Raw genomic sequence first — 14,746 nt, 5'->3', positions numbered from 1 at the left:
CGTCGCGCAGGCACTCCCCACTCGACGACATCAGCGCCGAATCACCGACCAACCGCTCGGATAGCCGGGCATCTCGATACCGATAAAGCCATCGCCCTGCGACTGCCACAACTGCATCAGGCTGCCGTTGGTCCAGACGATATCGGTGCGCCCGTCGCCGCTGAAATCGCCGGTCTGCGCGACCCGCCAGGCCGGTCCGGGCTGATAACCGAACCCGCGCAACCGCACGCCGCCGTCCATCGCCCAGACCGCGAAATGGCCCTGCTCGGGATGGCGCCACATCAGGTCGGCCATGCCGTCGCCGGTGACGTCGCCGGTCGCCGTCAGCTCCCAGCCCTGCGGGTAAGCCGGCATCGCATCGCCGACGAAACGCAGGCCGGTGGTGGCCCGCCACAATTGCATCAGGTTGCCGTCGGTCCAGACCAGGTCGAGGCGGCCGTCGCCGCTGAAATCGCCGCTGCCGGCCACCCACCAGTCCGGGCTCGTGGGATACGCGGCGCTGTCGATGATCTGCGCGCCTTGCATCACCCACAGCCCGGCCGCGGTATTGGCGTCGTTGCGCCACAACAGGTCGGTGCGGCCGTCGCCGTTGACGTCGCCCGCGGCCACCACGCGCCAACCGGTCGGGTAGTCGCGCATCGGCACGCCGCGGAACTGGCCATCGCCGAGGCCTTCCCACAGTTGCATCTGCATGCCGTCCGTCCACAGCAGATCGAGCTTGCCGTCGCCGTGGAAATCGCCGGTGGCGAGCACGCGCTGGTCCGGCGACACCGCATGGCCGACGCCTTCGATGCGGGTCGCGCCGTCCATCTTCCACAGCGCCAGATGCTGGCGTGAGTCGTCGCGCCACAACAAGTCGGACTTGCCGTTGCCCTCGACGTCGCTCGGGGCGACCGCGAAGCGCGTGCAGCCCTGGCCGTAGTAGACATACAGCACTCGGGTGATGCTGACCGCGACCACGTCCTTGCAGCCATCGCCGTTGACGTCGCCGACCGCAAAATCGCCACCGCCGGGAGCGGGATAGGTCACTTCCTCGGACAAACCGAAATCGGATTGCTGGTACACCGCCAACTGGCCCATCCGGATCATCATCAGATCGTCGCGATGATCGCCATTGAGGTCCGCCGTGCGCATGCCGTAGATCGTGACCGGCGCGGCGATGCGCTCGCTCGATCCCACCGACGAGCGGGCCACTACCAACTGGCCATGGGGATGGTTGGCCTGCATGAGTACCATGTCGTCGATGGCATCGTCGTCGAAATCGCCGACCTGGACGGCCGCGATGTTCGAACCGAGTGACTGCTCGGGCTTGAAGCCGCCTATGCCGTCGTGCTCGAGCACGTAGGCCTGGTTGGCCGAGGCGATCAGCAGCAGATCCTCGATGCCGTCCCCGCTGACATCGGCCGCGCTCAGTTCCACACCGGTGCGCTGCGCGCTCGCGATCGGGACCGCTGCGCCGAGCCCGCCGTCGCCGATGCCCGGCAATACATGCAGATTCTTCGGCACTGCCATGGTGACGTCGTAGAACAGATGCACGACATCGAGCCTGCCGTCGCGGTTGACGTCCATCACCGCCAGCGAACCGCCCGAACTGGCATTGCCCGGCGAGGTCGGCACGAAGAACTGCTTGCTGACCAGGGCGCGGTCGCGGTTGCCGAGGAACACCGAGACGGCGTTGGTGACGCCGACCACGATGTCCTGGATGCCATCGCCATTGAGGTCGGCCAGGGCCAGATCGGCGGAGGCGCCGTACTGCGGTAAGTAGTACGCAGTCGAGTACGGAGCGGCCAGGCTGCCGCCGGCTTCGCGCGCATACACCAGCACCTTGAACAGATCGGGCGCCGATCCGATCGGACCGGCGGTGAGCACCACGACGTCGTCGCGGCCGTCGCCGGTGACGTCGCCGATCTCCACCTCGATCGGATTGGCGGCGACCGGCACGGCAACGCGCGCATAAGGCAGGAACGTGCTGCCGGCCACGCGCGGCAAGCCCCGGCCGGCGAGGGCGAGCTTGCGTATGCGTCCGTTTTCGGTATCGGCAATGTACAGGTTGCCTTCGCCGTCCAGGGCCATGCCTTGGGGATGGTCCATCAGCGCGGCGAAGCCTTCGCCTCCGTCGCCGTCGAGGCCGTGCATATTGAGCCGCCCGGCCACCGGCGTGATCGCACCGGCCTTGATCTTGCGCGCGCGCGAAGCGCCGGTCTCGAGCACGAACACGTTGCCGCTGGCATCGACGGCAACGCCGCGCGGGGCGTTGAGCCTGGCGTTGCCGGCATCGGTGGTCGACTCGTCGCTACCGCCGCCCGCGACGGTCGTGAGCGCACCATCGCTGCCGATCCTGCGCACACGCTCGTTGCCGGTCTCGGCGACGTACAGCGCGCCGGTACCGTCGAAGGCCAGGCCGGTCGGTCCCGACAGCTCGATCGGCACCGGTGCTCCAGCCTCGCCCGGAGCGGTCAGCACGACCAGGGTGCCGTCGGCGTTGAGCCGGCGAATGCGGTTGTTCCGGGTATCGGCGATGTACAGCAGGCCATCCGGCCCGACTGCCAGGCCGGCGGGATGGTTCAACGTACTGGCCGTGGCGATGCCATCGCTGGCAGGACCGGCGACACCGGTGCCGGCCACGGTACGGACGATGCCGTCGGTCCCGATGGCGCGAATGCGTTGGTTCAAGGTGTCGGCGATGTAGACGATGCCGTGGCGGTCCACTGCGATTGCCGTGGGGCCGTTGAACATCGCCTCGGTGGCCGGCGCGTCGTCGCCGCCGTAACCCGCGGTGCCGGTGCCAGCGACGATGCGGGTGCGGCCGTCGACAGCGATCCTGCGCACCTGCGCCTGTTCGACGAGATAGATCTCGCCGCCGGAGGCGACCGCGAGCGCCTTCGGAGCCGTCAGCGCGACACGGGTGGCATAGCTGCCGCCACTGCCGCCGCCGGCGATGGAATTGATGATCGCGCCCGGCGCGTCACAGGAAAACGCGGCGCACAGCGCGCCGACAGCCAGCAACATCCAATTTCGCACGAGGTCCCCTTCTCGACACGTTCCATATGCGAAGGGAGCGATCCATCCCTCCGGAAGGACGCCGGCTGCCCCAGCCGGGTCCGTGGGCGGGATCATAAGCGCAATGTGCCTCACATCACATGTGCATCGGCCCCGCCCAAGATGAACGAAGTAGCCGGCTCAGGCGGGTGCGAGACAGCTCGGGAGCCGCGCCGGAAACAGTCTGCGCATACGTAGGAGCCGATGCGCTGCGAGGGTGCGTGCTGGCGGAGAGCAGGCCACAGGATCGAAAACGAACCGATGTTCGGCCCAGTGGCCCGGACCGCGGCAGCGCAGGCGCCTTGGCCGACGTTGCTGGGGGATCACTCGGACTGCATTACCCAGCGGCCCGTGCGATGCCCATGCGACCGCTTAGCGCCGGATCACCGACCAACCTAACGGGTAGTTAGGCATCGTGAATCCGGTGAAGCCGCTGCCGTGCGATTGCCACAATTGCATCAGGCTGCCGTCGGTCCAGACGATGTCGGTACGGCCGTCGCCGGTGAAATCGCCGGTCTGCGCTACCCGCCAGCTCGGACCCGGCTGATAGCCGATGCCGTACAAGCGTGCACCGCCGGCCATCGCCCACACCGCGAAATGACCGAGTTCGGGGTGACGCCACATCAGGTCGGCCTTGCCGTCGCCGGTCACATCGCCGGTCGCGGTCGGCTCCCAGCCCTGCGGATAGTCCGGCATGGTTTCGCCGGTGAAGCGCAACCTGTCGGTGCCTTTCCACAACTGCATCGATGCGCCGTTCGTCCAGATCACGTCCAGGCGCCCATCGCCGGTGAGATCGCCGCTGCCGGCCACCCACCAATCCCGACTCGTCGCATAGGCCGCGCTGTCGATGATCTGTGCGCCCTTCATCACCCACAACGAGATCGCGGTATTGGCGTCGTCGCGCCACAGCAGATCGGCGTTGCCGTCGCCATCGACGTCGCCCGTCGCGACCACGCGCCAGCCGACCGGATAGTCGCGCATCGCAACACCGCGGAACTGCCCGTCACCCGCACCTTCCCACAACTGCATCTGCGCGCCGTTGGTCCAGAGCACGTCGAGCTTGCGATCGCCCTGGAAATCGCCGGTGGCGAGTACACGCCACTCCGGCGGCACCGCATGCCCCACGCCGTTCAATCGGCTCGCCCCGTCCATCGTCCATATCGCCAGATGCTGACGCGCATCGTCGCGCCAGAGCAGATCGGACTTGCCGTTGCCATCGACGTCGCTCGGCGCGCCTTTCAGGCAATCCCGGCCGTGAAGCACTTGCAGACCATTGAAGCGGGTAATGACCACCGCATCCTTGCAAGCGTCGCCCCCGATCTCGCCGACCGCCACGTCGACGGCCAGATACATCGGATACAAAGTCGGATCCGCCAAACCCAGATCGGTCTGGTCGTACACCGCCAGATACTGATTCTGCGGAAGCAGCAGATCGTCGCGATGATCGCCATCGATGTCGGCCGCGTAAGGACGATGCGCAGAGGACGAAGTGCCGATACGAACGAACTTTCCATTGGCGTAGCGGGCCGTCATGTTCATATCGTCCGCCGATTCGACCAGATCGACCCGCTTGTCGCTGTCCAAGTCGCCGAGAGTGCGGGTGATCTGGTCTCCCAGCAGACGCGGTTTCAGAAAACCGCCGATGCCATCGTGCTGGTAGAGGTATGCCCCCGACCCTCTCGACGCGACGACCAGATCCTGGTAGCCATCGCCATTCATGTCGCGCGACTTTGCCACCAGACCATATTCTGGTGCGCTTGCGATCCCGTAAGGCGCACCCAACCCGCCCTGACCCAGCCCCTTGAATATCTGCAGGGGATATCCACCGCCGCCAACACCGTTGTTGTCGAGGTAGTGCGCGACCTCCGGCTTGCCGTCGAGATCGATATCCAGGACGGCTATCGAACCGGACACCCCTGCACGCGGGACCGGATAGCGAACGCCGACCAGCTTGCGCTCGCGATTGGCGAGAAACAGCACCACACCCGCGCCATCGCCGATCAGGACATCCTGGATGCCATCGTTATTCATATCCGACAGGACAAGGTCGGCGGCTCTTTGCAATCCAGTGTCCTTGTAGTAATAGCTCCCGATTTGCGCGGGCTCGAAACCACCGTTCGCCTGGCCGGCGAAGATCATGATCTTGAAAGCGGTGTTTGGATCGGTGCCATAGCTGGCGAGACTGGCGACAACATCGTTACGACCATCGCCGGTAACGTCTCCGATGGCCACACGCACCCCCTCCCCGTATCCGACGATCGGAATTACGATGGCGGGCTGGAACCGACTGGCCCGTGCGGCGGGTAAGCCTTGATTGGCGAGAGCGATCTTGCGCACTCGCTCATAACCCGGGGAGTACCCACTTGCGTCGACGACGTATAAGTTTCCGTCCTTGTCGAAGGCGATACCGTGCAACGCTCCAAATCTGGCCTGAGTAGCTTCGCCACCATCGCCATTGAAACCATAGGGTTCCTGCGACCCAGCCACCAAAGTGATCGCTCCATCCTTCAGCAAGCGCACCCGCACACCGTCCGTGAAAGCGATGCTGCCGTCGGGCCCGATTGCGACAGCATTCGCCCATATTTTTGTGGACAGTGGCTCGGCACTTTGCGCATCGGATCCTCCGCCGATCACGGTCTCGATCTTGCCGTCGCTGCGGACCCTGCGGATGCGTTGATTGCCTTGGTCGGCTAAGTACAAGGCGCCGACGGCATCGAATGCCAAACCCCGAGGCCGGTTCAATCTGGCCTGGGCCGCTGATGCGCCATCGCCGGAGAAACCCGCGGTGCCGTCGCCCGCGACGGTGACCAGTCTGCCGTCGGCACCGAGCCTTCGGATGCAGTGGTTCTCGGAGTCGGAGATGTATAACGCCCCATCCGGACCGATAGCCAGGCCATTCGGCGAGTTTAACGTGCTTTGGGTGGCGACTCCGTCGCTGGCCGGGCCCGCAACACCGGTGCCGGCCACGGTGCGGATGATGCCGTCGGCGCCGATGCGGCGAACGCGTTGGTTCTGGGTGTCGGAAAAATAGATATTGCCCAACCCGTCAAGCGCAATGGCCGAGGCATCGTAGAGCCTGGCCTCGGTCGCAGGCCCGCCGTCGCCGCCGTACATCGACCCCGTACCGGTGCCTGCCACTACGCGCATCACGCCTTCGGGCATGATCTTGTGAATCCGAGACAATCCGGCAACGTAGATTTCACCGTTGGGCGCTATCGCGACCGCGTAGGGATAAGTTGCGGTCTGCGATGCGTAGTTTCCCCCCGAGCCGCCGCCGGCAATGGAGGTGATGATCGCCGCGGATGCGACGCAGGAAAACGCGGCGCACAGCGCAGCAACGACGAACAGCCCGAAAGTACGCATGACAGCCCCTGAACGACATCATCCCTATGCGGTGGCGCATTCATGCACCCTGCGCGCGAGCCGCGACTTCCAGCCACGGTACGCAGCGGGATCATAAGCCCAGTCCGGCTGTCGCCTCTATGTGTGCTTTTCCGACACAGCGAACGACGGCATCGATGAGCGCCGGTTGGGCGACGGCATGGCTGGCCGGGAGCGTTTTGCGGAGCGGGCGCACAGGCCACGGCGAGACGATGGCGGTGCCCTAGCAGTCCGACGCCCTACAGCAAGCCGTCGCGCTTCACCGCCAGGTACTTCTCGACCAAGGATGCCGCCAACTGATCGCAGCTGACGTCGAGCACCATCACCCCGTGGTTGCGCAGGGCTTCGTGGGCGGCCACGCGGTGTTCGAGGTATTGCGCGGTGGCGCCGGCGCGGATCGCACCGGGCAGGTCGGCGACTTCTTCGGCGAGCGCCTGATCCAGCGAGCCTTCGCGCAGGCTGGCGACGCAGACCAGGTGGCGGCCGCGCAGCATGCGCACGGCAGCAAGCAAGTCGTCCATGTCCTCGTCGCGCAGGTTGGTCACCAGCATCACCAACGAACGGCGGCGTTGGCGCAACGACAGTTCCGTGGCCGCGGCGAGGAAGTCGGTGGCGACCGGCTGCGGCTGCAGGGCGTAGCTGGCGCGCAGCAGGTTGTCGATCGCGCCGACACCGCGCTGCGGCGGCACCCAGCGGCTTTCGCCGCCGCTGGCCAGCAGGCCGACGCCGTCGCCCTGGCGCAGAGCCAGATAAGCCACGACCAGGGCCGCATCGAGCACGTGGTCGAAATGCGAATGCTCGCCGTCGCGCGCCATCAGGCGGCGGCCGGTGTCGAGCATCAGCACCAGTTGTTGATTGCGTTCGTCCTGGTACTCGCGCGAGATCAGCCGGCGCGCACGCGCGGTGGCTTTCCAGTCGATCTGGCGCAGGCTGTCGCCGACCCGGTATTCGCGCATCTGATGGAAGTCGGTGCCTTCGCCGCGACGACGCTTGACGTGCGCACCGACCAGGCGTGAGGCCTGTTCGGCGCTGAACATCGCGAACTTGGCCAGCGGCGCGAAATTGGGGAACACGCGCACGCGCTGGATCTCGCCGCCGATGCGCGATTGCCACCACAGCCCCCACGGCGAGTGCAGGCGCAGTTGCACGCCGTCGAACTGAAAATCGCCACGCATGCCGGGGCGCAGTTCGTACTCGAAGCTGGCGCTCTCGCCGCGACGCAGGTCGATCCGGCGGGGCAGGTTGCGCATGCTCCAGTTGCCGGGATGCAGGTCGAAAGCATCCAGGCGTTGCCGGCGATCGGCCTCGAATTCGAGGGTGACCGGGCGTTCGACGCCGATCGCCCAGGTGTCGTGCATGCTGCGCCTCGCCCGCGGCGTCGGCGCGTACAGCAGACGCAACAGATCGACGATCGCGAGCAGCACGATGACGAGGGTCGCCACCTGCCAGGCCGCGGCCTGCACCCACCCCACGCTCGCGGCCAGGCCGAGCGCCGACCACGGCAGCGCCAGCCAGATCCAGCGCGGCGCCGGCCGTGCCCAACCGCGACGCGGCAAGGCGCGGTCGCGCGGCACCGTCAGGCCGGCGCTGGCGGCGGCGACTGGCAGCGGCGGCGGCGCGGCGCGGCTCATTGCCGGGGCGCTTCGACCTTGGCCAACAGCGCCTGCAACACGTCGTCGGGCGACTGGCCTTCGATCTGCAGCTCGGGCGCGAGCGCGATGCGATGGCGCAGGGCCGGCTTGGCGATCTCGCGCACGTCGTCGGGGGTGACGAAATCGCGCCCCGACAGCACCGCTTGCGCGCGCGCCGCGCGCACCAGGGCGAGGCTGCCGCGCGGACCGGCGCCGAGGGCGATGCCGGCCCAGTCGCGGGTGGTGCCGACGATGCGCACGACGTAGTCGATCACCGCCTCGTCGACGCGCACCAGAGCGGTGCCCTGCTGCATCGCGACGATCTCCTCCGGGCCGAGCACGCGACGCACCTGCGACAGATCGAAGTCCGACGCGCTGCGGCCCAGACTGACCGCGGTGACCATGCGCTTTTCGTCGGCGCGGGTCGGGTAGCCGATCAGGATCTTCAGCAGGAAGCGATCGAGCTGCGCTTCCGGCAAGGGATAGGTGCCTTCCTGTTCGACCGGGTTCTGCGTGGCCAGGGTCAGGAACGGCGGCGGCAACTCGAAGCTGTGGCCTTCGATCGTCACCTGCAGTTCCTGCATCGCCTCCAGCAAAGCCGACTGGGTCTTGGCCGGAGCGCGGTTGATTTCGTCGGCGAGCAGCAGGTTGGTGAATACCGGGCCGCGGCGGATGTTGAAGCTCTCGGTCTTGGGGTCGTAGACCGCATGGCCGCTGATGTCGCTGGGCATCAGGTCGGGGGTGAACTGGACGCGGGCGTAGCCGCAGTCCAGGGCCTTGGACAGCGCGCGCACGACCAGGGTCTTGCCGAGCCCGGGCACGCCTTCGAGCAGCGCGTGGCCGCCGGCGAGCAGGGCGATCAGGATCTGGTCGAGCACGTCGGCCTGGCCGATGAAGGCCTTGCCGACTTCGTCGCGCACGGCGGCGGCGCGTTCGGCCAGCGCGGTGCCGGTGATCGGGACGAGCGGAGCGGCGTCGAGGCTCATAAGCGGTTTCTCATGCGGATCAAAGTGGCGATGCGGGCGCGGAACGCAGCGTGGTCGCGTGCCGGCGGCGGAGTGAGGGCGTCGCGGATGTCGTTAGGCGCTATCGGCGCCGGATCGGCCTTGAAGCGCTCGATCAACAAGGCGATCTGCGGCTCGCCGCCGAGCGCGGCGGCGTAGGGATCGCGGCGGCGCAGGCGGGCGATGAAGGCGCGGCGCGCCGATTCGTACAAGCGCGGGCCGTAACCGTAGCGATACACATGCTCGCCGCTGGCGACGATGTGTTCGAGCAGCGAACGCCGCTCCAGGGCCGGTGCCGGGCGCAGCGGGCCGAAGCGCTGGGTGCGTTGCCACAACCAGCCGAGCAGGCACAGCAGCAGCGGCAACCAGGCCATCCAGCTGTCGCGCAACAGGGTCTTCCACAGCTTCGGCACTTCGGCCGCGTAGATCAGGTGCACGGTGCCGGCGCGGTAGTTCGGCGCCAGCACCTGGCGCGCGAATGCGGCATTGGCCGGCGCGGCGATCTCGTCGTCGCCCATGCCGATGCTGTCGAGCAAGGGGTTGCCGGTGCCGGTGCGGTTGGACAGGAAATCCAGGTCCGCGAGCACGTCGACATGGCCCTTGCCGCGCGGCAAGCGCACGTAGACGTAGGCGCTGTCCTCGCCGCCCCAGGCGTAATCGGGGTCGGCGTCGCTGTTGTAGAAATAGAAACGGCGCGCCGAGCAGAACACCTGCTGCGGCTCCAGGCCGCGCTCGTACAGGCCGACGCATTCGTTGCGCAGGTACTCCGGATCGGCGGCGTCGCTGGCGTCGAGCAGGGTGATGCCGAGCGCATCGAGCACCGGCAGCGGCGAATCGCCGACCTGGTCCTGCAGCGGCGGCGTGCGCACGATCAGATGGCCGCCGCGCTCGACCCAGCCGAGCAGCGCCTCGGCTTCGCTGGCGGCCAGCGTGCGCGGGTCGCGGTAGATCAGCACCGTGTCGCGCGCCTGCAGCGGATGGGTCGACAGCTGCAGGCGCTGGCGCGCCTCGACCTTGACCTTGTCGCGTTGCAGGGCGAGCTTGAGCACGTACAGCGGATTACTCGCAGCCTCGCCGCTGCGCGCGGCGGCGACGGTTTCCTCGACCTTGTGGTAGTCGCGGCGCCACAGCGCGCCGACGATCAGCACCAGCACGATCAGCAGGGCCGCGCCGGCGCCGACGAGGCTCAGGCCGGCGCGGTTCATGCCGCCCACCCGAAACGCCGGCTCAGCTGGCCCACCAGATCGTCGAAGTCGTCGCCGCTCGGCAGGGTCTCGGCATAGGCCGCGTACTGCCAGGTGCGCACCGCGCGCGCGAAGGCCTCGCGGTCCTCGGCCGAGGCCAGCTTGCGCGAGGCGCGCAGGCACTGGGCCTCGGTCGCGCCCGGCACCAATACGATGTCGGCGCGTTGCGCCATCGATTCGACCGCGGCGCGGTACATCAAGGCCAGCGCATCGCGACGGCGGCCGGCCTGCCACAGGCGGCGGATCGCGGTCGGAATATCGTCGGGCAGCGGCTCATGCTCGGGCAACGGCGCATTGCGCACGTCGCCGGGCGCCTCGTCCTCTTCGATGCCGCCGTCGCGGAACCAACCGAGCCAACGCGAGGCGGTCAGCAGCACGGCGACGACGATCAAGGCCACCACGCCCCACATCAGCACCTTCAGCAAGCCCGCCACGCCGCCGCTGATGCCCTTGAACAGGCCCTCGTTGATCGCCTGCTCGCGTTCGTTCTTGGTCTTGGCCTTGGTCTCGGACTTGGCTTTCCAGACGCTTTGCTTGCGCTTGGGGTCGACAGTCGGGTCTTTCATCGCCTGGGCGACCGCATCGCGCAGGCCGCGGTCGTCGCTGCGGCCGTCGCGGTAAACCTCGCCGAGCGTCGACGGCAGGCGGCGCGCTTTCTTGCCGTCTTCGAGGTAATCGCGGATCGGCGCCTCGGCCGGCGCTTCGGCTTTCGCGTTCTCGTCTTCGCTGTCGGCGGCAGCAGCGACGTCTTCGCCCGCGTCCGTTTGCGTGTCCGTGCTCGCGGCGACACTGGTCTCGACTGCAGGCGGCGTTTGCGCGGCGGCGTCCGGCGAGAAGCCGACCATCGCGCACAGCACCAGCAGCATCGGCGCGGCCGCGGCGGTGAGGCGCGCGCGCAGGCGGCGGAACACGATCTCGATGTCCCAGCCTTCGATCTGGGTACGGCGGTTGAGATACAGCCCGAAGCCGGCGCCGACGTAGAACGGCTCGATCACGCTGACCGCGCCCCAGGCCAGCACGTTGAACAAGGCGCTGAGCCATTGCGGCTCCACCCCGATCGCTTCGATCAAGGACTTGAAGGTGTCGGGCAGGTAATCGAAAGGCACGAACATCAGGCCGCCGAGCACGCTGCCGATGATGATCGCGAACTCGAAATGCACGCAGACCAAGGTCAGCAGCGCGCACACGCCGTACACCGGCGCGCCGAGCGCGGAACGGCGCTGGCGCGCCTCGGCGCCGTCGCCGCCTTCCAGCAGGTCCACCGGCAGGTACAGCGGCCGCGCCGGGCTGAGCCGGCGCCAGGTCAGATACGGCAGCCACCAGCGCGCGCCCCAGCGGAGTTGCGCGCGCACGGTCTGGCGCGTGCTCGGGGTTTCGCCGAACACCGCGCGCGAAATCACGAACAGCGGGATGCGGTCGAACCAGGGCTTGAGCCACCACATCAGCAGGCCCGACAACCACAGCAGGTCGAGGGCCCAGCCGGCGGCATTGAGCAGCACCAGGATCGGCAAGGTCACCAGCAGCCACGGCTTCCAGATCGCGCCGGCCTGGCTGCGCACCAGGGCCATGCCGAGCTCGCAGGCTTCCCACGCGGTGCGCGGGCGCAGCGAAACCGTCAGCGCTTCGAGCTTCATGCCGCGTCTTCGTCGTCGCGGTGGACGGCGTTACGCCCGCCGCGCAGCAGCCACAGGCCGACCAGCAGCCACAGCGCCAGGCCGACGCCGTACTTGATCGCCGCCGGCACGCTGCCGATCGACGACCAGAACGCTTCGACGAACGCCGCGAACACCAACATCGCGAAGACGCCGATGCAGATCAACGCGCCGCGGCGGCCGCCATGGATCAGCGAATCGATGCGCCGGCGCTGCCCGGGCGCGATCAGGCTCAGGCCCAGGCGCAGCCCGGCGCCGCCGGAGATGACGATGGCGGTGAGCTCGGGCGCCGAATGGCCGGCGACGAAGCGCCAGAACGGCTCGCCGTGGCCGACCGCCTGCAGATGCCCGGCGACGCCGCCGATCATCACGCCGTTGAAGATCAGCACGAACACCGTGCCGAGCCCGGCCATCAGGCCGCTGGCGAAGGTCTGGAAACCGATGCCGACGTTGTTGCCGATGTAGTGGGCGAACATCTGCAGGTCGTCTTCGTTGGTGCGGCCCAGGGCGCTGTCGGGCCGGGCCGGGTCGTACATCTGCTCGAAGCGGACCAGCGACTGCGCGTCGAACAGGCCGGCGGCGAGTTCCGGGCGGACCTGGATGGCGACGAAGATGCTGATCAGCGGCAGCCAGAACAGCAGCGCCGCGGCCAGCATGCAGCGCCACTCGGCGCGGACCAGGCGCGGGAAACCGGCCAATAAGTACTCGGCCGAACGCCGCCAATGCACCGGCTTGGTCCGGTACAGCACGCTGTGGCCGCGTTGCATGAGTTGCTGCAGGCGGTCGGTGACCACCGCGCTGTAGCCGCGCCGCCGCGCCAGGGCCAGTTGCTGGCACAGGCGGCGGTGGCGCTCGGGAATCTTGTCGTCGCGCAGGCCGGTCCAGTCGCGACGATGGCTGCGGGCGTTGCGGGCGCTCGAGGCGCGCATCTCCAGCCAGCGCTCGAGTTCGCGCCACTCGGCCTCATGGCGGGCGACGAAATGCTCCTGCCTCATCGCCGCCCCAGCAACCAGTTGGCGATGCCGTACAGACGCATCACCGCGGTTTCGCCGCGGGCCTGGGTCAGCGCTTCGGTCAGGTCGGCGAGTTCGGCCTGGCGCGCCGCGGTCAGGTTAGGGCCGCGCTCGGCGAACGCGACCACCGCGGCCTGCTCGTGCGGCAGCAACACCATCGACGGCGCCAGCGGCGGGCTGACCGCGGCGGCGCGAATGTCGGTCTGGCGCGCGGCGTGCACGACCAGGGTGCCGGCGACCATGTCGCCGAGGCGGCGGCCCCAGGGATCGATGAGGCTGGTGATCAGGCCGACCGCATAGCAAACCGGCAGCGCATCGACGACGCGCAACAGGTTGCGGGTGAACGACGCCATCCAGCCGACCGGGGCGCCGTCGGCGGCGACCACGCGCAGGCCGAGCGCCCACTTGCCGGGCGTACGGCCCTGCATGAGCACCTCGAACAGCACCTGATAGAACCAGGTCATCACGAACACGGCCAAGCCCAGGATGGCGTTGCCGGCCTCGCCGAACAGGCCGACCAGGGCGCGGAACAAGGCCACGTAGATGACCGCGCGCAAGACCAGGTCGATCATCCAGGCCAGCGCGCGCGGTACCGGTCCGGCCGCGCGCAGGTGCAAGGCCACGCCCTCCGGCGTCACCACCTGGCGGTACGTGTCGAGCATCAGGCGTTGATGACCTTCGTATCCGCCATCAGGTCATGCAGGCACAGGCTGTCTTCGCCGAAGATCCACAGTACGTTGACCAGGGCGAACACGCTGCCGAGGCAGGGAATCGCCTCGATCAGGGCGATCACGAACATGCGCAGGCCGAGGATGCGGCCGAGCGATGCCGGGGTGCCGTCGGTGCGCACGATCTTGATGCCGATCCAGCGCTTGCCGAGGGTCTGGCCGCTCTCGTTGAGCAGGACGAGGTTGTAGACGAACAGGCCGAGCATGAGCAGGAAGCTCAGGCCCATCATGGCCATCTGGATCGCCGAGGGTTCCTTGCTTTCCGGATCGATCGCGACGGCGATGAACATCGGCAGGAAACACACCAGATACAGGCCGCCGTCGATCAAGCGGGCGACCAGGCGCATGCCGCGGTCGGCGCGTACGGTTTGTTGCCATTCGGCATTCGGCAACGCCGGCGCATTCGGCGCGGCGTACGGATTTTGCGTTTCTTCCATGTAGCCCTGACTCCCTGAGTCCTGCTTTCCCCTGCCGCGACTGTAAACGCGGCCATCGGCCCTGACTAGCCCGACAGCATGCCCAGGTAGCGATCCTTGAGCCGCACATAGTGCTGTGCGCTGTATTGCAGCTGTTCGATCTCGCGGTCGCTGAGGCGGCGCGCGAGGCGGGCCGGATTGCCGACCCACAGCTCGCCTTCGCCGACGATCTTGCCGGGCGAGAGCACCGCGCCGGCGGCGACGAAGCCGTAGCGCGACACGCGCGCGCCGTCGAGCAGCTTGGCGCCCATGCCGATCAGGGCGAACTCGTCGATCGTGCAGGCATGGACGATGGCGCCGTGGCCGATGGTGACGTCGTTGGCGATGACCGTCGGCAGGCCGCCGGGACGGGTGTAGGGGCCTTCGTGGGTGACGTGGACGATGGTGCCGTCCTGGACGTTGGTGCGCGCGCCGATCGAAATCGAATTGACGTCGCCGCGGACCACGCAGCCGGGCCAGATCGAGACGTCGTCGCCGAGGTCGACCTCGCCGATCACGGTCGCGGCCGGGTCGACGTAGACGCGCTCGCCGAGGACGGGAAATTTGTCGAGATAGGGACGTAGGCTCATGCGCGCATT

General features: G+C 67.8%; 10 protein-coding genes. All 10 read right to left on the bottom strand.

Annotated features, from left to right (window positions below):
- Positions 1-30: 30 nt before the first annotated feature.
- The 10 genes from ACKN61_RS01115 to ACKN61_RS01070 all read right to left on the bottom strand — a co-directional run bounded on the left by ACKN61_RS01115 (position 31) and on the right by ACKN61_RS01070 (position 14,737).
- Complete coding sequence (locus tag ACKN61_RS01115) at positions 31-3,021, bottom strand: FG-GAP-like repeat-containing protein (protein WP_408951919.1); 2,991 nt, start codon at positions 3,019-3,021, stop codon at positions 31-33.
- Between the two features lie 390 nt (positions 3,022-3,411).
- Positions 3,412-6,402: an FG-GAP-like repeat-containing protein gene (locus tag ACKN61_RS01110; RefSeq protein WP_408951918.1), complete on the bottom strand. Its 2,991-nt coding sequence runs from the start codon at positions 6,400-6,402 to the stop codon at positions 3,412-3,414.
- 257 nt (positions 6,403-6,659) lie between these two features.
- Complete coding sequence (locus tag ACKN61_RS01105; RefSeq protein ID WP_408951917.1) at positions 6,660-8,051, bottom strand: DUF58 domain-containing protein; 1,392 nt, start codon at positions 8,049-8,051, stop codon at positions 6,660-6,662.
- A complete protein-coding gene (locus ACKN61_RS01100; RefSeq protein WP_408951916.1) occupies positions 8,048-9,037 on the bottom strand; it encodes an AAA family ATPase in 990 nt (329 codons plus the stop codon). The genes ACKN61_RS01105 and ACKN61_RS01100 overlap by 4 nt, the downstream gene beginning before the upstream one ends.
- Positions 9,034-10,260, bottom strand: a complete 1,227-nt coding sequence (locus ACKN61_RS01095; protein ID WP_408951915.1) for a DUF4350 domain-containing protein — start codon at positions 10,258-10,260, stop codon at positions 9,034-9,036. The genes ACKN61_RS01100 and ACKN61_RS01095 overlap by 4 nt, the downstream gene beginning before the upstream one ends.
- Positions 10,257-11,933, bottom strand: coding sequence for a DUF4129 domain-containing protein (locus ACKN61_RS01090; RefSeq protein WP_408951914.1), 1,677 nt, complete (start codon positions 11,931-11,933; stop codon positions 10,257-10,259). The genes ACKN61_RS01095 and ACKN61_RS01090 overlap by 4 nt, the downstream gene beginning before the upstream one ends.
- Positions 11,930-12,946 (bottom strand): stage II sporulation protein M, encoded by a 1,017-nt coding sequence (locus ACKN61_RS01085; protein WP_408951913.1) that lies wholly within the window; start codon positions 12,944-12,946, stop codon positions 11,930-11,932. Before ACKN61_RS01085 ends, ACKN61_RS01090 begins: the two co-directional genes overlap by 4 nt.
- The gene (locus tag ACKN61_RS01080) at positions 12,943-13,626 is read right to left on the bottom strand and encodes an RDD family protein (RefSeq protein ID WP_408951912.1); all 684 of its coding nucleotides are present in this window, start codon (positions 13,624-13,626) and stop codon (positions 12,943-12,945) included. Before ACKN61_RS01080 ends, ACKN61_RS01085 begins: the two co-directional genes overlap by 4 nt.
- Entirely contained in the window at positions 13,626-14,129 is a 504-nt protein-coding gene (locus ACKN61_RS01075; protein WP_223619275.1) for an RDD family protein, read from the bottom strand. The genes ACKN61_RS01080 and ACKN61_RS01075 overlap by 1 nt, the downstream gene beginning before the upstream one ends.
- A gap of 65 nt (positions 14,130-14,194) precedes the next feature.
- Positions 14,195-14,737, bottom strand: a complete 543-nt coding sequence (locus tag ACKN61_RS01070; protein WP_057916209.1) for a gamma carbonic anhydrase family protein — start codon at positions 14,735-14,737, stop codon at positions 14,195-14,197.
- Positions 14,738-14,746 lie beyond the last annotated feature (9 nt).

Source organism: Lysobacter sp. Hz25, from assembly GCF_046097045.1.
GTDB classification, from domain to species: Bacteria; Pseudomonadota; Gammaproteobacteria; order Xanthomonadales; family Xanthomonadaceae; genus Lysobacter; species Lysobacter antibioticus_B.
Note: the sequence above shows the minus strand (reverse complement) of the source record. Positions and strands in the feature narration are given on the sequence as shown.